Source organism: Pseudomonas sp. NY11955, from assembly GCF_048068035.1.
Taxonomy (GTDB): Bacteria; Pseudomonadota; Gammaproteobacteria; order Pseudomonadales; family Pseudomonadaceae; genus Aquipseudomonas.
This window is the reverse complement of record NZ_JBLUPS010000022.1, coordinates 63245-85705: the sequence shown is the minus strand read 5'-3', so window position 1 is coordinate 85705 and position 22461 is coordinate 63245. Positions and strand designations below refer to the sequence as shown.

The 22461-nt window shown below is 62.4% G+C and carries 25 protein-coding genes; all 25 read left to right on the top strand.

Translation table 11 applies throughout. The features are described from left to right. Positions 1 to 285 precede the first annotated feature (285 nt). The 25 genes from ACNFBR_RS27425 to ACNFBR_RS27305 all read left to right on the top strand — a co-directional run bounded on the left by ACNFBR_RS27425 (position 286) and on the right by ACNFBR_RS27305 (position 22411). A complete protein-coding gene (locus ACNFBR_RS27425; RefSeq protein WP_416737644.1) occupies positions 286 to 1080 on the top strand; it encodes a hypothetical protein in 795 nt (264 codons plus the stop codon). Positions 1081 to 1159: 79 nt separating this feature from the next. Then, positions 1160 to 1360, top strand: a complete 201-nt coding sequence (locus tag ACNFBR_RS27420) for a hypothetical protein (protein ID WP_416737643.1) — start codon at positions 1160 to 1162, stop codon at positions 1358 to 1360. Next, the gene (locus ACNFBR_RS27415; RefSeq protein ID WP_416737642.1) at positions 1357 to 1875 is read left to right on the top strand and encodes a hypothetical protein; all 519 of its coding nucleotides are present in this window, start codon (positions 1357 to 1359) and stop codon (positions 1873 to 1875) included. Before ACNFBR_RS27420 ends, ACNFBR_RS27415 begins: the two co-directional genes overlap by 4 nt. Next, complete coding sequence (locus ACNFBR_RS27410) at positions 1875 to 2144, top strand: hypothetical protein (RefSeq protein ID WP_416737641.1); 270 nt, start codon at positions 1875 to 1877, stop codon at positions 2142 to 2144. Before ACNFBR_RS27415 ends, ACNFBR_RS27410 begins: the two co-directional genes overlap by 1 nt. Before the next feature lie 115 nt (positions 2145 to 2259). Next, the gene (locus ACNFBR_RS27405) at positions 2260 to 3024 is read left to right on the top strand and encodes a helix-turn-helix domain-containing protein (protein ID WP_416737640.1); all 765 of its coding nucleotides are present in this window, start codon (positions 2260 to 2262) and stop codon (positions 3022 to 3024) included. A 343-nt stretch (positions 3025 to 3367) separates the two neighbouring features. Continuing rightward, positions 3368 to 4492 (top strand): terminase small subunit, encoded by a 1125-nt coding sequence (locus tag ACNFBR_RS27400; RefSeq protein ID WP_416737639.1) that lies wholly within the window; start codon positions 3368 to 3370, stop codon positions 4490 to 4492. Continuing rightward, entirely contained in the window at positions 4489 to 4782 is a 294-nt protein-coding gene (locus ACNFBR_RS27395) for a hypothetical protein (protein WP_416737638.1), read from the top strand. Before ACNFBR_RS27400 ends, ACNFBR_RS27395 begins: the two co-directional genes overlap by 4 nt. After that, positions 4779 to 5987 carry a hypothetical protein gene (locus ACNFBR_RS27390; RefSeq protein ID WP_416737637.1) on the top strand — a complete coding sequence of 403 codons (1209 nt, stop codon included), beginning with the start codon at positions 4779 to 4781 and terminating at the stop codon, positions 5985 to 5987. The genes ACNFBR_RS27395 and ACNFBR_RS27390 overlap by 4 nt, the downstream gene beginning before the upstream one ends. Before the next feature lie 207 nt (positions 5988 to 6194). After that, on the top strand, positions 6195 to 6665 hold the full coding sequence (locus ACNFBR_RS27385; protein ID WP_416737636.1) for a hypothetical protein: 471 nt from the start codon (positions 6195 to 6197) through the stop codon (positions 6663 to 6665). Continuing rightward, positions 6662 to 6886: a hypothetical protein gene (locus tag ACNFBR_RS27380; RefSeq protein ID WP_416737635.1), complete on the top strand. Its 225-nt coding sequence runs from the start codon at positions 6662 to 6664 to the stop codon at positions 6884 to 6886. The genes ACNFBR_RS27385 and ACNFBR_RS27380 overlap by 4 nt, the downstream gene beginning before the upstream one ends. Next, entirely contained in the window at positions 6883 to 7482 is a 600-nt protein-coding gene (locus tag ACNFBR_RS27375) for a hypothetical protein (RefSeq protein ID WP_416737634.1), read from the top strand. The genes ACNFBR_RS27380 and ACNFBR_RS27375 overlap by 4 nt, the downstream gene beginning before the upstream one ends. Beyond that, a complete protein-coding gene (locus tag ACNFBR_RS27370) occupies positions 7479 to 8162 on the top strand; it encodes a hypothetical protein (protein ID WP_416737633.1) in 684 nt (227 codons plus the stop codon). Before ACNFBR_RS27375 ends, ACNFBR_RS27370 begins: the two co-directional genes overlap by 4 nt. A 54-nt stretch (positions 8163 to 8216) precedes the next feature. Then, positions 8217 to 9767: a hypothetical protein gene (locus ACNFBR_RS27365; RefSeq protein WP_416737632.1), complete on the top strand. Its 1551-nt coding sequence runs from the start codon at positions 8217 to 8219 to the stop codon at positions 9765 to 9767. 131 nt (positions 9768 to 9898) lie between these two features. Beyond that, a complete protein-coding gene (locus ACNFBR_RS27360) occupies positions 9899 to 10282 on the top strand; it encodes a hypothetical protein (protein WP_416737631.1) in 384 nt (127 codons plus the stop codon). After that, entirely contained in the window at positions 10279 to 11079 is an 801-nt protein-coding gene (locus tag ACNFBR_RS27355) for a hypothetical protein (RefSeq protein ID WP_416737630.1), read from the top strand. The genes ACNFBR_RS27360 and ACNFBR_RS27355 overlap by 4 nt, the downstream gene beginning before the upstream one ends. Before the next feature lie 39 nt (positions 11080 to 11118). Beyond that, entirely contained in the window at positions 11119 to 11547 is a 429-nt protein-coding gene (locus ACNFBR_RS27350) for a hypothetical protein (protein WP_416737629.1), read from the top strand. A 326-nt stretch (positions 11548 to 11873) separates the two neighbouring features. After that, positions 11874 to 12173: a hypothetical protein gene (locus tag ACNFBR_RS27345; RefSeq protein ID WP_416737628.1), complete on the top strand. Its 300-nt coding sequence runs from the start codon at positions 11874 to 11876 to the stop codon at positions 12171 to 12173. A 32-nt stretch (positions 12174 to 12205) separates the two neighbouring features. Then, the gene (locus tag ACNFBR_RS27340) at positions 12206 to 13303 is read left to right on the top strand and encodes a hypothetical protein (RefSeq protein ID WP_416737627.1); all 1098 of its coding nucleotides are present in this window, start codon (positions 12206 to 12208) and stop codon (positions 13301 to 13303) included. A gap of 3 nt (positions 13304 to 13306) precedes the next feature. After that, the gene (locus tag ACNFBR_RS27335) at positions 13307 to 13816 is read left to right on the top strand and encodes a hypothetical protein (RefSeq protein WP_416737626.1); all 510 of its coding nucleotides are present in this window, start codon (positions 13307 to 13309) and stop codon (positions 13814 to 13816) included. A gap of 181 nt (positions 13817 to 13997) precedes the next feature. Continuing rightward, positions 13998 to 15551, top strand: coding sequence for a hypothetical protein (locus ACNFBR_RS27330; RefSeq protein WP_416737625.1), 1554 nt, complete (start codon positions 13998 to 14000; stop codon positions 15549 to 15551). Further along, positions 15551 to 16471, top strand: a complete 921-nt coding sequence (locus tag ACNFBR_RS27325; protein ID WP_416737624.1) for a hypothetical protein — start codon at positions 15551 to 15553, stop codon at positions 16469 to 16471. The genes ACNFBR_RS27330 and ACNFBR_RS27325 overlap by 1 nt, the downstream gene beginning before the upstream one ends. A 3-nt stretch (positions 16472 to 16474) precedes the next feature. Beyond that, the gene (locus tag ACNFBR_RS27320; protein WP_416737623.1) at positions 16475 to 20032 is read left to right on the top strand and encodes a glycoside hydrolase family 19 protein; all 3558 of its coding nucleotides are present in this window, start codon (positions 16475 to 16477) and stop codon (positions 20030 to 20032) included. A 72-nt stretch (positions 20033 to 20104) separates the two neighbouring features. Then, positions 20105 to 20422, top strand: coding sequence for a hypothetical protein (locus tag ACNFBR_RS27315; protein WP_416737622.1), 318 nt, complete (start codon positions 20105 to 20107; stop codon positions 20420 to 20422). Continuing rightward, positions 20409 to 21791 carry a hypothetical protein gene (locus tag ACNFBR_RS27310; protein WP_416737621.1) on the top strand — a complete coding sequence of 461 codons (1383 nt, stop codon included), beginning with the start codon at positions 20409 to 20411 and terminating at the stop codon, positions 21789 to 21791. Before ACNFBR_RS27315 ends, ACNFBR_RS27310 begins: the two co-directional genes overlap by 14 nt. Beyond that, positions 21791 to 22411 carry a hypothetical protein gene (locus tag ACNFBR_RS27305; RefSeq protein WP_416737620.1) on the top strand — a complete coding sequence of 207 codons (621 nt, stop codon included), beginning with the start codon at positions 21791 to 21793 and terminating at the stop codon, positions 22409 to 22411. The genes ACNFBR_RS27310 and ACNFBR_RS27305 overlap by 1 nt, the downstream gene beginning before the upstream one ends. Positions 22412 to 22461: the final 50 nt, after the last annotated feature.

Genomic DNA, 22461 nt, shown 5'->3' with positions numbered 1-22461 from the left:
ACGTTTAGCTAAACGCTATATAGGATCTATAGCGTGACTGCACTCAGTGAATACGCGAGCCGAGGCCCCTCAAGCCTGGATCGCAAAGAAGAAACCGCCCCCTCAAGGCGGTTTTTTTTTGCCCGCACGCAGGGGAGCAGGCACCAACCTTGTCTCCAGAGCCCGCCCAGCGCGGGCTTTTTTGTGCCTGGCGCCCGGCAAAGCTGGATCTGCCAATCTGCCATGTTGTGATATTGTGACTTTATGCCATTATGTCTTTATCGCAGTTTGTAGGAGGCACCCGCAATGCAGCACGCCCAAGCCCAGGAACGGCACGAAGTCCTGTTCACCATGTCCGCCCAGAGCATGCAGCGCACCACTACGCTGTTGAAGCGCTGCGGCCACCAGAACCTCAACCTGCTGCTGGCGCGCGGGCTGGCGCTTGTCGAGTTCGTCCTGGACCAGCTGGAGCAGGGGCGATCCGTAGGAAGCGTGATTCTCGGGGAGGACGGCTTTCTACCGCTGCGGGAGCGGCCAGAGCTGGTAACACCCCGTGAAGGGGCCAAACCCAAGGCAGTGCCGGCGCCAACCCGTGGCGGTACTACACACACCGACAACCCGAAGCTGATGCCCCGGGCCAAGGTGCCTGTAGAGACGACTGTGCAAGAGCAGGCCCCACGGGTACGCAAGCTATTCCGCCACGCTGCTTTCAACGTGAACGACCTCACCGGCCCTGTCCGATCGGTGGAGTACCACACCAAGCGCTGTGCAACTGAAGGCCTTGAGGCGCCGATCGACTACACCGGCCAGGCGTTACCAGGTGAGCTGGGGCCACACCACCTGGAAGAGCTGGAGCGGGTAATGGGTGAAGAGTCGATGGCCACCCACTTCCAGCTGTGCCCGTCCACCTATGCGCTCACGTTCTTCGCCTTCTTTCCCAAGGGTGGCTGGCACCGCATGCAGAGCGCATCGCGGGAGTGGCTGCATGACCTCGCCGTAGACACAGGTGAGGTGTCTGTTTTCTCCGTAGACCTGGCTGCGGCCTACCTGCGCTGGCAGGGGAGTGGATCACAGGGACGCCGGCAGGTGATCGAGGCTTAACGCTGTACCCGGCAAACCACCAGGTCAGCGCCGGGCTATGTCCCGGTAGATTGGGGCGATTCTATGAGGGGAGTGTGCTGTGAGTCCGTTTGATCAAGTCGATGAAGCGCGCAGTGATTTCGAGGCCGACCACGAAGGGCCATTCGAGCGCGTGAAGGGTGTGATGGGGCGCCCGACCGAGGAATACCAGGACGAAGGCGTACAGCGCGACTACCTGCGCTGGCTGCGTGCCCGTGCCTCTGTGCGCAGCTGCAATTGCTGTGGTGGTGCTGTGGCATGAGGATGTCCGAGGAAGAGTTTGCCGGCCTGCCCGACTACATGACCAAGACAGCCCGTAAATCCCGGCAACCCAAGGAAGAGCCGGAGCACCTGCGCATGGCCGGGGCAACAGCTGGCGCTGCCGGTAGCAGCAAGGCCAAGCCCAAGGCTGGCGGTATGCAGGCTATGCAGGCGCTCGGGCGTCTCGAAGCCGGTGAGTTGAACAAAACCGAGGAAGCCTACCGCGCGCATCTGGAGCAGCTGCGCATGGCTGGCGAAATCGTCTGGTACCAGTTCGAACCGTTCAAGTTGTTGCTGGCGCCCAAGACCACCTATACGCCGGATTTCCTGGTGCAGCTGGCGAGCGGTCACCTTGAAGTGCATGAGGTGAAGGGTTTCTGGATGGATGACGCCAGGGTCAAGATCAAGGTCGCGGCCAGCATGTTCCCGGTGTTCAAGTTCGTCGCTATCAAAAAGGCCGAGAAGCCCAAGCGTGGCGCAGCGCCTGGGCCTGACTGGGTTCGGGAAGAGTTCTGATGGACCTGGAGCAGGCCGAGCGCGAGGCGCATGAGCAGTACATAAACCACATCATGGCGTGCAAAGGATGTTACGCACCAACAAAACGCTATTGTTTTTATGGTCTGCGCTTTCACGTCGACTACCTGGCTCACTACCTGATGGGGCGCGATCTACACACCAGGCGCGTGCATTTGGCGCAGATTGAGGCCACTGATTCCGTGACCTGCGACGACCTGAAGGCCCGTATGATCGAGATTCACGAGCAAATGAAGGGTGAGGAAGCCTAGAAAGTTGGCTACTGCCGCTCGGTAGCATGGGAACTTTTTGGGCATTCTGGGGTTGTGAAATGTCCGGGGATACAATTTAATGGCGCCAATCCACAGTGCTGGAAGGTGCATTGAAGTGTCAGCGACAGATCACAACCAGGAAGCACAGGCCGCGATCGAAGGCGAACTGCTGCCGCGCGAGCCCGAATCGCTCTTCAGCGATGACGAATGCGGCGCAGGCATGAGCCCGAGCAGCCTGGCGCGCGAGGAAGAGCAGGCAATGCGCGAGGCCGTGGCCAAGCGCCTGGTCCGCGCCCGCCGCGCCGCCGGCCTACGAGAAATCGACGTCGCCCAGCGCCTGGGCCACGCGAACCTGACGATGATCAGCCTGTTTGAGAACGGCAAACGCTCCCCCAGCCTCAAAAACCTCCAGGCGATGGCTGACATGTATTCAGTCACCACCGACTACCTACTGCTACGCACCGACGAGCTGGGCCTGTCCCCGGAAGAGGGTAACCAGGCGCTCATTGCTGGCGTGGTGAAGGGGACAATGGCCGCCTATCACGAGAGCTACCTGACCGGCCTGGCCAAGGTCACGGCGGTGGCCATCGAGGGCGCAGCCACAGATCGGGCGTTGCTGGACCAGGTCGCCACCACCTCAATCGAATTGAGCGCCAGCCTGGCGCTGATCCGCCGGCACCATGGAGGCGTGTTCGAGCAGCTGCGCGGCGGCGCCAAACTTGAGCGTTTGATTGCCGAGCTGGAGGTTTCCGTCAAAGCGCGAATCGTGCGCAAACAAGCCGAAAAAGCCCTCATTGAGTTCGAGCATCCTGTGTGCACGGTGCAGCAGGTTGAAAAGGCTGTTCAGCAAGCGCTGTTTGCTGATTTCACCGGTCAGTAGCCAGCCACCCGGTTAGGGGTGGCCATGCCGGGCTGTCGTGCGCATGGTGCTGGGCAAAGGGTTGTTTCACACGGCCTAGAGCTTTTGGGGAAGTACCTGACAGGGGCTTCGCCATGAGGTACCCGCTGTTGGATAACGGTCAAAATTGGGGAAGTGGCATCGACGGCCATTGCAGCGCCTACCGTGGCGTCCCCTACACGGTGCTGGGGAGCCCGCTTCGGCGGGCTAATCCTTCCAAGGATAGAGGCCCGCGGTTGCGGGTTTTTTTGCGCCAGGCGCCCCCGGATGTTGCACATTTTCCGTGGCTGATAGCCAAGACTCTTTGCATTAAAGGTTGTTGACTGTGGCAGGGAAGAAGAAGGTAGCAGACGAAGCGCCAAAAGAGCTGTCCGGGGATAAAGTCACACCGGACAAGCCCGCGCGCAGCCGCAAAAATCCCCCCAAAGAGCCAGTTGTTAAGGTCACCGGTGGCCGAGTGGTCAAAAAGGCCCCTCCAAAGGCTGCTCAAAAGGCCCCCAAAAGACCCAACAAGCCAGCTCCGGCAGTAGCCAAGGCGCTGGCCAAAGGCGCCGAGGTCGCGGAGAAAAAGCCTCGTCGCCGCACCGGCACTACCAAGATTAAACCCACCGTCCAGCTCACCCCGACCGAGCTGGAGGCCTTGCAGGCCGGGAATCTGCACGGTTTGGACGAGCGCCAGGCCAAGTTCATTGACCTGTGGCTGGTCACGCAAAACGCCACCCAGGCCTACCTGGACGCCGGCTTTGAGTGCAGCAATCCCAACTCGGCGGCGTCAGCTGCCAGTAGGTTGTTAAGAAAGGTTAAGGAACATCCCTACACGCAAGCAAAGCGCGCTGAGCTGTTTGCCAAGACTGAGGAAATTCAGAACCGCGTCATTGAGCGCGTCTACGGCGCGGCCCTGGCCGATCCCCGCGAGCTGGCCGAGGTGATCTACACCTGCTGCCGTTACTGCTGGGGGGAGGGGTTCAAATACCAAATGACTCCACGGCAGATGGAGCAACGAAAACAGCGTCACCAGGAAGAGGTGGCGTTGGCCAAGGCAGAAAAGCGCAAGGTTCCGGTTTTCGACCCCCTCGGCGGCCTCGGCTACGACCAAACCCGTGACCCACACCCGGAATGCCCGGAGTGCAACGGCGTGGGCGAGCGCACCATGAAGATCAACGACACCCGCTACCTGTCACCTGGTGCGCTTGGCCTGTTCGGCGGGGTGAAGATCAACAAGGACGGCAGCATTGAGGTGAAGGTAGGCGACCAACTGCCGTACCTGACCCTGCTGGGCCGGATCTTCAACATGAACATTGAGCCGGTTGTGCCAGTAGCTGCGGTCGTTTCCCAGGAAGAGCTGGACGAACGCTATGCGCGGGCCCTGGAGAAGACACAGGCACAGCGCGAGGCGATGGCCGACCGCGCTGCCCAGATCGCGGCATTGGACAACGGCGGTGAGGTATGACGATCAGGCCCGAGCTGCAACCCACCCCCGACAACATCCGCCGTACCCGCCTGAGCCTGCGCATGAGCGAGACCGCTGCCGGCGCATTGGTCTACGTCAGCCGCGAGTCCTGGCGCCTGTACGAGAAGGGCGAAACGAACATCAAGATGGGCTTATGGGAGCTGTTCCTGATCAAAACGGGGCAGCTCTGGATACAGCCCACCACTGCAACACCTGCGCGCGCGTCCAAACACCGCGGGCGAGTCGAAAACCTGAGGCCGTTCGCGGCCACCTCGAAAGGAAAGCAATGATGCAAGCACGCACCACGGTATCGAGTCACAAGCACGACCAGGACTTGTTGCTGGCCAGCAACGTCTCGGCGTTCAAGGAATGGCTGAAGGCGCAGGGCATCGAGGTCCGTGAGCCTGAGCCGGCCCACAGCGCCCAAGGTGTGCACTACTGGGTTGTGCCGGTACCAGGTAAGGCCAAGCCCAAGGTCGTATCAGTTCAGGAGGGCTCTGGGCGCCAGAAACGCTATGCCCAGACTCACCACCGGCTGCGACCGCTGATCGAGCGCTTCCTGACGTCTCCGCTCACTAACGCTGTACGCACCGCCCAGACCACCGCCGTCAGCAAATGCGCCTCAGCGCCGGTAGCAACGCATTACCTGCTCAGCCAGGCCAATATCCAAGACGCACTTTCCGGCCCGCCATTGAAAGGGCCGGTATGGGGCGACCATGGTACCGTGCTGGAGCCACACGACGTCTTCGCCGTGCGCCTTGCGGGCGACGACCGTGACGGGGCGTCAGTAGCCATCCATGCGCGTATCTACGGTAAGGGCGATAAACAGGTTGTTGAGGTGGTGGAGTATCCATTCGATACCAACATTCAAGACCTGCTGCCACTGGCCAAGGAACTCCACGAGCGCGCCAGCAAGCTGCCGTCGGCAACCATCCTGGTCGACACCGCCGGCATCGGCCTTCAGTTCTACCACGCGCTGCAAGAGCTGGGGCGTACTGAGGTTCTGCACCGTTACGGATTGATGATGGGGGCGCCGCTGCCCAAAGACGCGGGCTACTTCAACCGCCGCTCGAAGTGTTCCGTCCTGGCGGCCAAGGCAATCAAGGTCGGGCGCGTGAAACTCAAATGGCCTGAAGGTGAGAACCCCAACCTGGTGCTGGAGCGCTTCGGCTGCCGCATTCCCTACACCATCAACACACACAAGCAGCACCAGGTGGCCAGCCCGAAAGAGCGTGCAGCGAAGGACCTGCCATGCCCCGACTACTTTGAGGCCTTGGCGATGTTCTTCCACGACCTGGACGTGCCCACGCCGGCAGAAAAGCCAGCGCCAGCCGCTGAAGCCGCGCCGAAGAAACTTAGCCAGGACCTGATCGACCTGCGCGACGACTTCGCCATCACCTGCCCGCTGACCCAGGCCGAGGGCGAGACGCTGGCCGCCTTTGCTGTTCGCCGCTGGGAATACGCCCAGGCCATGCTCGACGCACGCCCTCGGTAGTCCGGGGACCCTTGGGGATCGGACGCCATGAAGTGCCGACATTGCCAAGGCGAGCGAGTGAAGTGGCGGAGGCCTCGCAACGGCCCCGCCTACACCTACTGCCAAGACTGCCGGCGGCGCAACAGTGAGGCCCAAGCCCACAAGCTGCCCCACGGCGAAAACGAATGTGACCGGGCCCAGCTGCGGCTCAAGATCTAGGAGACGAACATGCACGCTGTTTCTGTAGCGCCAGCTGCAACCGTGCTCAATGAGCGCCAGATGCACCGCCTGGAGACCGCCAACCAGGTAATCAAGGCGCTGGCCAGCTGCCGCCTGCCGGTGTTCGGTACCGAAGGGGGCGAGGCGCGCCTGGAGCCGATCCCAACCGGCGGCTTCAGCTTCGTCCAGGGCATCGCTGGCGCCAAGCCGGTGAACATGAACACCGCGGTACGGGGCCAGGAGCGCCTGTGGCCAATGTTCCGTGGCAGCTACGCCCACCAGCGCCTCCTGCGCTGCCTGGCCACCTACATCGAGGACGGGCGCAGCATGCCGGCGGGCACGCTGGTCGGCGCACTGCTGGGCAATGGCGACCGCCACTTCAAGCAGGCAATCCCCGACTTCCAACGGATCATCGCTGAATTCCGGTTCTCCCGTGTGTTCCTCAAGCCGGTCATGAAGGAAGACGGGAAGATCGAATGAGCACGCGCGTTATCAACCGCCTCACTGGCGAAGAACTGAAGGTTGAGCTGGAGCTGGGCGAGCACCTATGGCTGCGCAACATGCACGACGACATCGAGCATGCCCTGCGCATCCACCTCCCGCTTGAGCGCTGGCGCTTCGTCGGCACCCTGCCAGCCGTAGACGACGTGCCAATGCTGGCACCAGCCGTCCCCCTGGCCGCATATGGAACAGCCCTATGACCCTATTCCACGATCGATCCGAATTTGAGCGCCAGTGCCGGCGGGCCGGGATCATCGACCTGGCCTTCGACCCTGAGGCTGGCGCTTACACCAACCCCCACACGCAGAAGACATTCCTGGTGTGGGACTCGCTGGCGCAGACCCGCCTTGTTCGCCGGGGTCCGGTCGCGTGGCTCACCCGCCGCCGTGGTAAGGACCAGGGCATTTCGGTACCGCGCCCTTACCAACGCAAGACCCAGGAAGAATGGGCGGCGCTGGAGGCCATCGGCTGGGAACAACCCGTGCCGCTGTGGCCATCACCGCCCGCCGTCTCCCCCAGCGCGGAGGCGTTCCTACGTGAGCGCCAGCGCCAGGTCAACGTCGAGGGCTTCGACCCAGTGCGCGACCAGCGCTTCCGTGACCACCAGCTGCTGCGCGCGGCGGGGGCGTACATCATCGACCTGCTGATGCCCGACTACGCCAAGAACCTCTGGCCATGGCCGAGCGAGCCCATGCGCAAGGCCTCCCGCCTGCGCACGCTCGAAAAGGCTGGCGCGTTGCTCATTGCCGAGCACGAGCGCATCACCGCCACAGAACCACAGGAAGCGCCAGAATGACCGTTCGCTACGAGAAGCACCCCAACTACTCCGCACTGGTGGACCGCTACGCCAACGACATCGTCGCTTTCGCCCGGGAAGTACTTCAGCTGGAGGTGTCGCCCAAGATGGCCATGCTGCTGCGCAGCGCTACAAAGCCAGGCGCACGCATGACAGTGACGTCTGACCTGGACAGCCTTGGCCATTGCCCGGTGACGCCCTTCGCCCCTGTAGGGGTCTGGCGCCTGTTCTTCAAGCCCGATTCATATACCGCTGTGGCTTGCCCGCGGCACCTGATCAACGTTGCCGATGGCTACCGCCTGCTGGTAATGCGTGCCATGGAACGCCTGGAATGGGTAGCCCCTTACGTCAGGATCGGTACCGACTATGTGCTGCTGGGCAGGCCGGGCGAGGGCGCATGTATTCAGTTCGCCCCAGCACGCGCCAATCCCCCTGAACGCATAGACACCGCATGGAGCCAGGACACCGGCTGGATCATCGAAGACGCCCACCTGGCACACGCCGTGTGCTTCTCCGCTGCTGGCGCGACGTTCAAGGACAGCACCGGCCCATGGCTGATATCGGCGCAGACCGGCTGGAGTATCGACCGCGGCGACGTGCCCGGGGCGACTTGGCACAACTGGGACGAGTTCGCGGTAGATGGGCCGGCACTGAAGCAAACCACGCCCCGGGGTGAGTAGCTGGCGCCCGTAGAGTGATGGGGCTGGGCTCCGGCCCCTAAGTGCAAGGAATCCATGGCCAAGCCAAAGCCTAAGGTCTTACGCCTGAAGGCAGACCCGCGGTGGCCTGATTTCATCGAACGATACGCCTTCGACCTGTACAAGTTCGCGGTCGAGGTGTGTCAGATGGACGTCACCCCGCAGCAGCAAGAGCTTTTCGACGAAGCATCAGTCTTCGGTTGCCGTGTCTCTGTGTCCTCCGGCCACGGTACCGGCAAGACCCGTTCCTTTGGTGTCACCTGCCTGTGGCACCTTCTGTGCTATCAGCACTCCCTGACCTACGTGACCGCGCCCAAGCTGAAGACGGTGCGAGAGGGCGTGTGGAAAGAAATCGCCACCATGCTCGAAGAGATCCGCAAGGGCCCGCATGCGTGGATTGCTGACTACGTGGTTATCCAGGCCGAGAAGGTCTATGTCGCCGGCTACAGCGCCAACTGGTACGTCACCACCCGAACTGCGCCCCGCGGCAACCCTGAAAACTTGGCCGGTACCCACGCCGACTACCTGCTTTGGCTGGCGGACGAGGCATCTGGTATCCCCGACGAAAACTTCGGTGTCATCGGTGGCGCGCTGACCGACGAGCGCAACCGCTTCGTCATGGCCAGCCAGCCGACCAGGTCAACGGGCTTCTTCTGGGAAACCCACCACGGGCTGTCGAAGTATCGCGGCGGCGCCTGGACGTCGCTGGTGTTCAACTCCGAAGAAAGCCCGATCGTTTCCCTGAAGTTCATCAAGGAAAAGCGCCAGCAGTACGGCGGGGCGGACGAGGCCGAGTACCAGATCAAGGTCAAGGGCATGTTCCCCACCAACCTGAGCAAGTACCTGCTCAGTACGACCATGCTGGAACGCGCCATCGAAGCGGCCAGCCCGATCCTGCCCGGGGAAGAGTGGGGGCATGTCATCGTGGTCGACGTCGCCGCCGGCATGGGGCGAGACAAGACCGTTGCCACCCACATGCGGATCAGCGGCAAGGGCGACCGGATGGCCAACGAGCGGCGCCGCAAGATCGAGGTTGTCGACATCCCGATCTACACCGCTACCGAGGACTGGACGCCGCTGGCGGTCAAACTGCGCGACTACGCCATGCGCTTCCCGAACGTCACCATTGTCATCGACGTGAGCGCCATGGGCGTGCAGTTCATGCGCCGGCTCCAGGAGCTGCAAGAGGGCAACATGATCGTGCAGGGCGTGCTGTGGGGCGCCCGCAACCACTCCAACGCCTACCGTCAGCGCTTCATCAACCAGCGCGCCCAGTGCACCGTGCACGCCACCGAGGCCATCAAAGACGGTGTGGTCAAGCTGTCGCCCAAGCATAAGCGCGACCTCATCGACCAGGGCTCGCGCCTGCCCTATGCCTTTGACGATATGGGGCGCTTCAAGATCGCCAGCAAAGAGAGCATGGCGGCTGACGGCCTGCCGTCCCCGGACCTTTTCGACACCATCTGCATGGCATTCCTGGAAGACGTCAACTACGTCGCCTGCGCTGAAGAAACTGTGGTTTCGAAGTCCTCGCGTGCTAAGGCGGCAATGGAGCGCGCCAAGGCGGCACTGGCTGACGTCGCATAAATAACTATAGTTTCGTATATGTTTTTGTGTATATTCCGCTGGCGCTTGGGTGATTGCCCCGCAATTCGAGCGATTTTATGGGCGTAAAACCGCCTTAGGATGTCCGGGGATACTTTTTCGGAGATAGAGACATGGATCTACGTCGCCACAGCAAAGGCGGGCGCAAGACCGAGGCCGTGCATTCAAGCGCGTTCGTAGCGTTCTGGTCGGATGCCAAGGCCATCATTGCCTTGGACCGGCAGGGCGTTGAGTGGAAGCTGGCGGGGCGCGTTACCCTCAGGGACATCGAAGGCCAGGTGACCGGCTTTGCGCGGGCACACCGCCGCGCGCTGGTGCTGGTTTCAGCCGTCGACCGGCTGATGTCTCGCGCAGACCAATCGCCTGAGCATTTCTGCGTGGTGCTGGGGCGTGAGTTCCCGGTATCTCATGCGCACAAGTCGTCGCTTCAGTACCAGTACCGCGCACGGGCAGCCCAACACGGCTTCAGCAGCCTCGGCCTGGCGGTGGCAGCATGATCAGCGCGAAGAAGCACAGCCGACACGAAGAGAACCGTGACTACCTGTTCCGCACAGGCCAGCTCATTAATGAAAAGCGCTCCCGGCCCCAAGGCATCTGGGCGGTACCGAACAAGGAAAAGCGCCGCGTTGCTCGGCCTACGGGCACTTCCTTGGTGCCTGCTGATGTCGCCGGCCTGGTCGAGGCGGCGCTGGCCGATGATGGGCCAATCCAGCGTGGCGATGCCTTTGAGCACTTCCTGGCGGTGACCTGTGACGCTGCCAAGTTCTACACGTACCACTTTCTGGTAGCACCTGGTGCAGATGGCCGCCGCCGTGCCGTGCTGCTGACCGATCGGACGCTGCATGGCAATGCGCTGCTGGACCAGAAATATGCGGTGAAGCTGGTGGAGTACGCTTCAGCCCTTGGCCAGCCGCGCGTGATGATCGACCGGCTGTCCTATTGCTGCGACCTGGCGCGCACGTTGCTGCTGGAAATGCCCGGCACGCTGTGCTGGCGAGACGCTAACTTCGGGTTCATGCCTCACAACGAGGATGAACGCCAGCACCACCGCGATAACTTCTCGCTGGCCTTCGAGCGCTATGCCCAGGCGGCAGAAGCTGGCGCCATCAAGCATCCCCTGAAGCGCACCCTGGCCAAGCAGAAAATGGACGCCGCCCCCAAGCGTGACGAAAACGGGATCTGCTATCTGGATGGCATTGCCAACGGTATGGACCGCGACATGAGCGCACTTTGCATGGTCTATGCGGATGAAGAGCACGAGCACAACGATGGGATGGTTATCGGGTCGTGGTAGCCTTCGCACCCGCATGGAGGCGCGGTCGTCGCGCCCGCAATGAATGACAGGAAGCCGATAGTGAAGGGATTTAGGTTGGTTGCGCTCTTGGGCGCGTTGATTACCGCAGGCGTGAGTGCTCAAGCCATGGCAGCGAGTGAGGACTGGTCTACCGGGCGCGGGCTGATCGAGAACTGCAACGCTGTGAGTATCCCGCAGGGGAAGGCCAGCGAACTTCAGGTTGCCGGCCTCATGCTGTGCCTGATGCAGTTTCAGACCTGGCGAGATACCTGGACCATTGCAGATGCCTACAACCAACATAACCTAGGAAAACGGGGTCCTATCTGCATCCCTTCGACCGTAACTAACAAAGCCCTGATAGAGCACTTTGTAGGCTGGTCGAGGGTTCACATGACAAACAAGCTCAAGGCTGAAGAAAGCTCGGCTAGCGCTTTCCTTTTCATGCGCACTGCCTACCCCTGCGCCTGATCGGCCCAACAGCAAAAACCCCGCCTTGCGCGGGGTTTGTTTTGCCTGAAAAAACGTAATTCAGCCACCAGAACCAGTAATTTACCCACCTAAAAGCGTAAATTACCCACCAAAATCAGTAATTTAGCCACCCGCCCACAGGGTTGTGCACACGGGCCAAGCCAAGTGCTACAGCGCGGCGAGCCACTTATGCACATTGCCCAAAACTATATTTAAAACGCTTCTAAAACTCTTAAAGCATTTTTTCACCTCAAAAACGGCGCAAAGCGCCAGCCGGGCTGCGCTGCCCGGGCCGGGATAATCCACCTGAGTTCAGAGAGGGGTGGATGATGATTCCCGAAGCCAGGTTCTACTACGAGGTGCGCAAGTTCGCGCTCAATGAGCCGTCCTATTCCAGCCGGCGCCAGGTCGTGCGCAGCCTGCCCAATGAGCGCTTCCATATCCCCATGATGGCGCTGCGCGTGTATGGGGATGCTACCGAGGTCCTGGTGATCCGAGCAGCTGCCGGCCTGTCGACCGTCGATTCCGAGTTGGTCGAACAAGATGTTGTGCTGCCCACCCGTGAGCACCTGGTCTACCTCAAGCAACGCGCCGGTCTTGTGACCGCTGAAAGGTCGGTGCGCTGATGGCTGTCAAGAAACCCACCCGTGACGCACAAGTGGCCCCGGCTACCAGGGTCAGCGCTGACGCTCGCAAGCACTTCGAGGCCGACCGGCTTAGCCGACTCGGTAACCAGGCGCAGATCCTATCCGCCGACGACATGGCGGGGCTGTACGACCGCAAGCGCGGGCTATTCACCACCCTTGGCGGCGACTTCAGGCCCATCACCGTAGATGACCTGGTGGCGTTCAAAGCTGCGGTGCACGACATCCAGCGCCGGCACGGCCTGCGCAAAGGCAACGTGCCCACACCAGGTGCCGGCGGCGGGATCCTGGCCAAGCAAGTAATCAACCTGTCGTCGCCCGATGACCGCTCGCGCGCCTCCCAAGAAATCCGCACGGTGATTCCCGTGAGCAACCGGGGCGGCGTGGTGCAGCTCACCACCAATGCCAGCGCCAAGTCGGATGTCACCCGCCACGCCATCACTATTCAGTTCCTGGACTATGACGAGGTCGTGGCGGACGGCAGCAACTCGCTTGAGGCTGCCAAACGCATGCTGGCGGGCAAGCTGAAGTTTGAATGCGACTGCAAGCGCCATCGCTACTGGTACCGGTACATCGCCACGATCGGCAACTTCAACTACGGGCGACCGGAAGACGGTTTCCCCAAGATCCGAAACCCCAAGCTGATGGGGATTGCCTGCAAACACATCATCCGGGTGATGGCCACCATCAACGCTGGCGGCACCTTCAACCTGTACGCCAAGCGGATCATTGAGCAAGGCCGGCGCACCCTCAGCAACAAGATGACGCCCGTCACCGTGGCCGAGCAGCAGAAGTTCGTGGAGCAGGTCGCCAGGGCGCAAAAGAACGCCAAGCGCGGCTCGGTCATCCGCTCCGACGAGGAAAAGCGGGAGATTCGGCAGGCGCAGCCTTCATACCAGCGCCAGCTGGCCGCGCGTCAGGCCACATCGGCAGATAAGGCCGCGGTGCGCAAGGCAAACCAGAAGCTACGGGATGGCGCGAAGGCCTCGAAGGTCAACAGGCCGGCCTCCAATGCGCAGCACCAGGCCCTCATGGCGGCCATGAAGGCGCAAGGGTTCAGCGATAAGCAAATCACCGCGGCGCTGAAGGCCGTGGGCAAGGTGAAGGGGTAAGACATGCTTAGTAACGTGGCCATCCAGATCAACCGGGCCAAGCGCCAGCGCACGCTGCGCGACCCCAACTCCATCCCCTGCGTGCTCTTCGACAAGGTTGTGACCAGGACAAGCGATAAAGCCAGCTTTGACGGCTACCCAACCATCGGCCCGCTGGGGGTGATGAGCGACGAGGACGAAGCGGAATACGAATGGAAGGAAGTGGCCGAGGCCATGATCCACTTTTCCCAAGGGTACGCCGCACCGCTGGGCAACACCTCCGACGACTCTACCCGCCTGGACTACGCAGACGGCATCCTGCAAGCCTCTATTGAGCCGGTGAAGGACCCGGACGAGGAAGGCTATGTGCAGCCCAGCAAGCGCATGCTGGTCGCGGTGCTGATGGGTGATGGCGTGATCATCAACTTCGAGATTGTCGACGTAACCGGTGCCGTGAACATCCCGCCGTACACCCGCGACTACCTGCTTAACCCGGCCCCGGATGAAGACGCCAGCGAGGGCCTGAACGAGTAGCCAAACCACGCAAACACGCGCCCGGTAGGGCTCTGTGGCGCCGGTACGCTGGAGGCTAAATCAAGCCTCTGTGTGTACGTGAATGGCTAACTCAACCGAACAGAAAGCAGGGTGGCGTGATCGCCTTTCCAGGGGCGCCCGGAAAGCAGGTGATCTGCTCCTGGGTGGCTCGCTTGCCGACATGACGCCCACCCAGGCCAATCAGCAGGCCGCCAGCCGCCTGGACGCCATCGGCCAGTTTGATGCGGACTATGTCGGCATCGAAATGCTCACCGGCAGCTCCAGCAAGCCGATCCGCAACCGCTCGCAGCTGTACATGAAGTACCAGTTCATGATGCAGGAGGGCCTGATTTCCACCGCGCTGCGCAACAACGTGCAGATGGCGCTGGGCGGGCACGAGACGACCGGCGAAACGATTTTCATGGAGCCCAAGCCAGGGATCAGTAGCGCCGACAAGAAGATGCTCGAAGAGCTGAAGGGTGTCGTTCACCTGCTCAACGAAAGCGCGCACGCCATGTGCTACAACGCCGCTGGCTTTGGCGACTCCTACGCCAGGACCTACACCGTCCCGAAAGTAGGGATTGTGGCTTTCGAGCATGAATCGATCCTGCCGCCGCTGGTGCAGCCCTATGAAGAGTTGGGCCGCACTGTTGGCTATGTGGTGAGCCTGGGCGACAAGATCCAGAGCCGACTCAGTCATATGGACATGGTGCGGCTCAAAATGCCGCGCATGGGCTTTGTGCCGCAAATGAAGGCCATCGAGAACGCCCAGAAGACCAACCTGGACGCGAAGGACCTACGCGACATCATTCCACTGCCCAGCCTGGTCGGCGGCTCGCTCCTACAGAACGCTGAAGAGGATTTCGACAACCTCTATGCCGCGTTGCGTGGGCTTGTTGGCCAGCGGATCAATGCCTCGATCCAAGAGGTTTTGCTGGCGCTCAATCTGGCCGACACGACCAAGGAACAGCGCAAGAAGATTGTCGAGAACACCTCGAAGATGATCCTTGCGATGAAGGAGCGCGCCGAAAAGCAGGTCAGCGAAGGCATTTACTCGACCTCGCGCAACTTCAACATCATGCCCACCTGGGGCGAGAAACAGCTCACTCAGGTCAGCGACATCCAGTCGGGCGCTACCGGGCAGGGTCTAGGCGTTGAAGACGTGCTGTTCCACGCCAAGAAGCTGGCGGGCACGCTCGGTACCGACATTTCCATGCTGGGCTTTGCCGATCAGTTGAGCGGTGGCCTTGGTGAGGGCGGATTCAACCGCACCAGCAGCCAGGGCGCCGAGCGGGCTCGGATGCTGCGCACCAGCTACACGAAGATGGCCAACGACACCATCGACCGCCACATGATGGCCAAGTACGGCAAGTGCTGGTCCGAGAATGACCGCCCCTACACGATCAACTTCTACGGCTCCATCGCCGCCCTTGAAGCCGAAAAGCAGATCAGCTCCGAGCGCGCCATGAACAAGGCCGCGGTGCTGGTCCAGGTGCTGGCGCAGATGCGCGAAGTGGGCATGGACCAGAAAACCAACAGCTACGTGCTGGCCAAGACGGCAGAGCTTGACCAGGAGCAGGCAGACACCCTGGCCAAGGGCCTTGCCAACGCCAAACCACCCGTACCGCCGGGCATGGGCATGCCTGGTGGCTTTGGCGGTGATGAAGGTATCGACCTGATCCCGCAAGGCGGCGGTGACAACGGCAACAACGAAAACGAAGGGGAGCAGGACTAATGGGTACGCGCACGGGCGTTATTCGCTACAACATGAACGAAACCGGGCGGACCTTCACCGGCACCCCGCGTAAGGTCGATATCGACGCCGCAATGCGCGTGGTCAACGGGCCGGCAGTGCAGGAGGCGGTGAAGAATGGCGATATCGTCGGCTACGTCGGTCACCAGTACCGGGAGAAGTTCGGCCTGGACACACCTGAGTCGGTGATCGTGAACGGTACGCCGGTCATTCTTGAGCCGGCGCAGCGCACCATCTTCATCAAGTGCTACCCCGACGGAACCCTTGAGCACGAACAGGAATTTCTCGACACCGCGGCGGGGCGCATTGGCCAGCGCTTGTGGGAAAGCGGCGCCTACGGCTTCAGCTCCGTTTTCTATGCCCCTGATGAAGGCGGTATGCGCACCCCGAAGAACTACTTCGGCATGGACCTGGTGCGTGGCCCCAACTTCGTGGCCAACCGCAGCCCGGCGATGCTGGACAGCGTGAGCGCGGGCGGTGCTGGCGCTGAATACGACTATGCCAGCGAAAGCGCGGCCCTCCTGGACTCGATCGACCGCCATGTGCAGCAGGTCGAAAGCCTGGCCGCATCGATCAGCAAGGACTATGTAGACCAGTGCAAGCAAAACGACGAGCTGATTGAGCAGAACGCGCGCTTGCTGGAGCGCCTGCGCCAACTGGATCAGGGCGCGGCGATGCTCGACAACGCCGGCAGTACCTCCCCCGACAAGATGGAGCGCGGAATTCCGATGGACAAGGGCCAGGGCATGCTCGACAGCGCCGCCCGCTTCATGGCGTGCAAGGAGCTGCCGGGCTACGAGCCGGACCCCGCGGATGCAGAGAAGGACAAAGGGGTAGCAGCAACCATCGCAGGGGGCGTCAAGGGCGCCATGGCCGTTATTAGCTCGGTTATCAGGGGCTGACCCATGGCACTCCAACACGACGCCGCCACGGGCTTCCTACGCGGCGAGAGCATTGCCGATGACATCGACAAGTACGCACAGGAGCTGAAGCTACTGCGCGCCATCGAGGCCAACACCCGGGATATCTCCAAGCGGCTGATGCAGCTGGGCACGTCCGGTGTCGCCATCACGCCTGAGCCACCTGGTGCAGCCATCGGCTTGCCCGTGGCTGGCGCGGCCTCGCCAGAGACCAATGCACCGCACCTGATGCACGATGGTGTCGAGCGCGCGCCTAATCTGGTGTCGGTCAAGGTCACGACCGTGGTACCGCGCCAGCCCGGCACACCGGCAGAGGCCAAGCCCAACAGCCAAGGTGGTGACCAGGGAGACTTGGCGGTTGCCGCGCCGTCCGCTGCTGCCCTGATGCAGCCACGGGGCGATATCGTCACTCCGCGCCAGGCTGGCAGCCTCGAATCTGCTGGTGCCGACCAGGTGAGCCGACCGGCGCCGACGGACACCGTACAGGCACAGGCGCCAGTTGCACCCCAACAGGTGGCAGCAACGGCGCCGGTAGCCGCGGCCAATGACCAGGTGCACAGCGCACCAGAAACCCCAGCGACAACAGTGGCGCCACGCCAACCCCGGCAAGACAGCGCACAGACCATTGACGCTGGTGCGAGCTCTACGGTCCAGGTCCAGGCTGCCCCGGTAGAGGTTGCAGTAACCGTCGCTCCTGGTCAGGTGAGCGCCGACGTGGCTGCCGGTACCGCCCCAGCCCAGCGGTCGACCGTGGCCGACGTGGAGGCGAGCAGCGCACCAGTAACGTCACGTCAGCCAGGCGCCCCGGTAAACACAGCGCCCACGGCCCCGACTGCGCAAGAGGCTCCCGGGCCAGTAGTCACCCCGCGACAGCCCGTCATGGCAACGTCTGAGCAATTGCCCGAGCGCGCCACCTCCGAAGGCCCGGACGCCCAGCGCCCACCCGCTGAACCACGCCAGCCCAAGGTTTCGGCCCCAGTCGAGCACCAGGACGCAACCACCACACCGCCGGCAGCCCCTCAGGACCTAGTGCAAGCAACGGCTAGCCCGCACCAGCAAGCCGTAGAGGGTGCAGCACCGGAAGAGCCAACCGCTCGCGCCAAACGCAACAGACGAGCCGCAGCTGCCCCAACCGACAGCACTGAGCCCACGACCGCGCCAGCACAACGTGGCCAGGCCGGCAGCCGAGACGCCTCTGGGCGCTTCGTCTCCAGCCGGGCGCCAGACAGTGCAAGCCCGACCGGCGCCGGTGAGGGTGGCGGTTCTTCGAGCGAGTCCAAGGCTGTTCTCGGGGTTAAAGCCGTGGGTGGCGCCATCGTGGATGCTGTGCGTGACCTGCGGGGCAACGTCGGCGCCGGAGCTGACAGCGTTGATCCGTCGATTCAGGCGAGCAAGGAAGTGGGCGCGATCGTTTCGCCCGTGCTCACCATGTTCAAGCCATTCGGGCGCATCTTTGGCCGCAACAGCGAAACCAAGCAGGCCAAACAGCACCGGGAAAGCGTGAGCTGGTGGCGCAAAATCTGGCGGGCTCAGGATGACGCGAACAAGCAGAGCCGAGGCCGGGGGCTGCTGGGTGTCTTGGCGATGCTCCTGCCGGTGCTGGCGGCCTTGCTGGCGCCACTGGCTGCGCTGGGCCGCCTGCTGGGGCTGGCCACGCTGGGTAAAGCCTTGGCCGGGCGTCTGCCAGGGCGCTTTGGCCGTGCCGCGCGGGGCACACCAGGTGCTGGTGGCGCTGGCCGTAACCGCCGTGGCCGCAGCACTACAACCGTCGGTACCGGCAGGCAGGGGGGAGCCCCTGAAACCGAACGGACCAGGACAGGCAGAACCGAGTCGCCGCGGCCCGCTGGCAGCGCTGCCGCCCGGACGGGTAAAAGCCTCCTGCGCAAGCTGCCAATCATTGGCGCGCTGATCGGCGGGGGAATGATCGCAGCCGATGCCATGGCCGGTGATGACCCTACGTTGTCCAAGGACGAGAACAAGCGGCAAAAGTGGGGCAACGTTGGCGGGGGCGCTGGAGCCCTGATTGGTGGCGCTGTGGGCATGCTGGGTGGCCCGGTTGGCGCCGTCATGGGCGGCATCGTCGGTGAGCGTCTGGGGGCCGCAACCGGCGAGTGGCTGGCCAAGATCGATTTCGACACCGCCATCACGTCGATCAAATCTGCCTTCGGGTCGCTGGCCAGCAGCACGAGCAGCATGGCCGAATCTGCATTCAAGGCCGTTAAAGACGGTTGGGCGGGCCTAGTCGGCGCCGGTACCAGAGCCCTGACGGGTATGGTGGCGTGGGCACAGGACACCTGGAGCAAGGCCGCCGAGCGAGTGCTACAGGCCCGCGATACGGTTTCGGACAAGGTTTACACCGCCAAGTCCTACGTCAGCGAGAAGGCCACCAGCGTTACCGATACTGGCCGTAACGTGCTCTACAAGGCCACGGGTGGCCGGCTGGGCAAAGCGGGCTCAGCTGCCGCAAAAGACCAGATGATCCATGCGATGGACGCGGGCGGCATCACTGACCCGCAGTCGAAAGCCATGCTGATGGCCAACGTGGACCACGAGACCGGCGGTTTCACCAGAACCGAGGAAAACCTGAACTACAGCGCCAAGCGCCTCCAGCAGGTATTCCCCAAGTACTACCAGAACGTCGAGGACGCCCGGGCGGACGCCGGCAACCCTGAAGCCATTGCCAACCGGGTATACGGTGGGCGCATGGGCAATACCGAGGCGGGCGACGGGTTCAAGTACCGGGGCCGCGGGGCGCTGCAACTGACCGGCAAGGCGCAGTATGAAGCGATGGGCAAGAAGCTGGGCATTGACCTGGTCAACAACCCCGACCTGGCTGCCGACCCGAAGTATTCGGCACAGATCGCAGTGGCGCACTGGAAAGCCTCCGGCGCTGACAAGGCTGCCCAAGCCGGCGATATCGTTGGCGCCCGCAAGCGCACCAACGGCGGTACCAATGGCCTGGGCGATGTCGAAGCCAAGTATCAGGACACTTACCTGGCAATGGCCCAGGCCGGCGAACTGACGCCCACCCGGCGCGCGGATGAAATGAAGGTTGCTGCCCCCGAGCCGGTCAAGGCGGCGGTGGCCACCACCATTGCAGCCATCAAGCCAAGCCGGCCACGCGCTGGCGCCCAACCTGGTGCCGAGCCTGTTGGCGTGCTGGCGCCAGCACAGCCGGGTTCGCAAGTGACCGCCGCCAAGCCGGCAACGCCAGCTGGAGCGGCAGCCACGGCAGCGGCTCCCACGGTGACCCCAATCGGCGTGATGGCGCTCCCACAGCCCCGCGTGCAGAGCGTGGCCCCAACCGTATCGGCCATGCCTGCTGCAATAGCCGCGCCGACCTTGCGCAGCTATGCACCAGCTGCCGCAGACGCCAGCCAGGCCAAGATCCCGGCGGTGTCCGAGGTGAAAACGCCGCTGCCGAGCGGTGGCAAGGGCAATCCTCCGCCTGGATTTACCCTTGAGGTGCCGCTTACACAGGACGTTGGCGACCGGTCCATTGCCCACGCCGCAGCCGGGGGCATTGGGATGCACATGCGATAGGGCCGCAAACCGCTGGCCGGGGGCGCCAGCAATCTGAGCCATGATGGGTGCAAAGCATTGTGAGCACCCACCATGGCCGAGCCCCTAAACACCGAGCTGCTGTTTCGCATGATCGCGCACTGGTGGCAGACCAAGCCCAACACCTACTACGGCAGCACCTACGGCAACCCCGCCGACGACCTCCTACAAAAGCCCCTGAGCACGTCCCTTGGTGACTGGTACCTGGCCAAGATGATCGAGGACATCCCCGTTCTGGGGGCGCTACCGGCGGGAATGCTCAATCTGTACGTCGACCAGCAGGGCGTCGACATCAAAGACGTTCACATCGAGCTTGCAGGCCAGTCGATCCAGCTTTCCGATCTTTCCGAGGTATCCCGTGGCAATTTCTAAGGAGCAGTTCGTTCAGGATGCCGTCAACGAAATCGCCAACTATCCAGACCTGGCGCGGCGATTCCAGATTGGCGACCCCCTGATCAAGATGCACATTGCGGCAATGGCCGCCATGCTCAGCGACCTTTCCGAGCAGGTCGAACTGACCACGGGTGAGGTTTACCTGAAAGCCAGGGACGTCACTGTGCTGGCTGATGCTGCGGTGAAAGGCGTGCTGCCCTACGGCGTGCCGTGCGTGGCGACTATCTCTGTCACCAATACCGGTGCCGCCAGGCTCAACATCATCGCCGGGCGGGTTTTGCGCGACCAGAACGGGCGCCTGTGGCAGGTCACTACGGGTGCCCAAATCGCGGCGAGCGCCACCGGTAAGATCGTGGCGCGCCAGGTGGCGCTGCGGACGATCACTCACACTGTGGCGCAAAACCAACCGTTCTACGTTGTGACCGTGCCAGAGCCCGACATTGGCCACATCGCGGAAGTGCTGGTCGAAGGCTGGCAATACACCCCTGAATTCTGCAACGTCCAGGACGGTGACCTGATCTATCACATTCAGTCGAACGAGTTCCTGGAGTTGGGCCTGGTGTTTGGTGTGGACGGCCTGGCCGGCAAACAGCCCGACATGGGGCTGGCGCTGAAAATCTCGATCTACGACACAGAGGGCGACATCGATCCGAGCGTGGGCATGGCGTTCTACTTTGAATATGGCGCCGCCACTGAGAAAGCGACCATGGAGCTGACCGAAGTCAGCCAGGCCGGCGAGGCGCCCATGAACCTCACCACCCTGCGTGAGGTGTGTACTTACCCTGGCATCTACAGCGAAAACGCGGTGTTCCGCTCCAACTTCGACTTCCTGGTGCGCAAGCATCTGGGGGCCGTCGTCTTCCTGAACGTTTGGAATGAGCTGAAGGAAGAGGAAGCACGCGGGGCAAAGGTCACCAACATGAACCGCCTGTTTGTCTCTGTGCTCAAGAACGGGGTCACCAATGCGGTCCTGGAGACGAAGGTGCGGGCCATCATCAAGGCCGCAGACGATAGCTACCGGGTCAACTTTGTCAAAGCGGTCGAGAAGCCGATCGCGCTGCAACTCACGCTCTATGTGCCTTCGACCTACGACGTGGCTGCGGTGCGCCAAACGGTGCGCGAGGTGCTGCTGGCCAACTATGGGCGTGATTCGTCGTGGGCCAAGCGTGGCGAGGCGAAGATTCTGCGCAAGGACATTTACGACCTGCTGCGCAAGAACGTGCCGGCGCTGACGCAGCGAATCGCTGATATCACCGTGGATTCGGTCGGCAGCACCGCAAACGACCTGCCGGAATATTTCCGGTATGTGACTGAGGAAAGCCTTGTCGTACTGGCGGAGGGCGCGTGATGGAACTGAAGCCGTTACAGCAGAGCGCTGAATTCGACAATCTCGAAGCCCAGTTCAAGGCCTTGTTCCTGAGCCTGTACCGCAAGCGCCTGGGCAGCCAGCTGGATGAAGCGGCATCGCTGGGCATGCCGCATCTGGGGCCTGACTCGCTGATCAGCCGGGAGCTGAACAACGACGGGCTGGCGCTGATGAACGACACGACGGACGCCAGGACAAGGATGCTGTTCAACGCCTGGCGCTACCTCAACCCCCAGCGCGGTACCGCGTTCCTGCAAACCTACCTCACAGCGCTCTTCGGCAACGTTTTCTCGATCGACCAGCTGTGGTGCCCAGTAAATGGCACGTACCCCAAGGACGCAATCAGCGAAACCGAGGTACAGACGCTCGGGCACTCCCTGAACAACTACTTCCTGACAAGTCGGGTGCGCGTCGACATCGACACGCTGATTGTTCCCACGCGGGTACTGATGGCCGCCCGAACGGCGGTACCGGCGCGCATTGTCCTGGAGATTCGCGTGGCCAAGCGCGTGCGCTTCGATCTGGGTGTAGGTATGGCCGCCTCTTCCGCCAAAGTCGGTCGCACGCCTTTCCGCCGAAGCATGCAAACCCACCTCCTGTAGCCCTTTTTGCAGCTCGTACCATTCAGCCAAACGCACGTATGCACGCATTG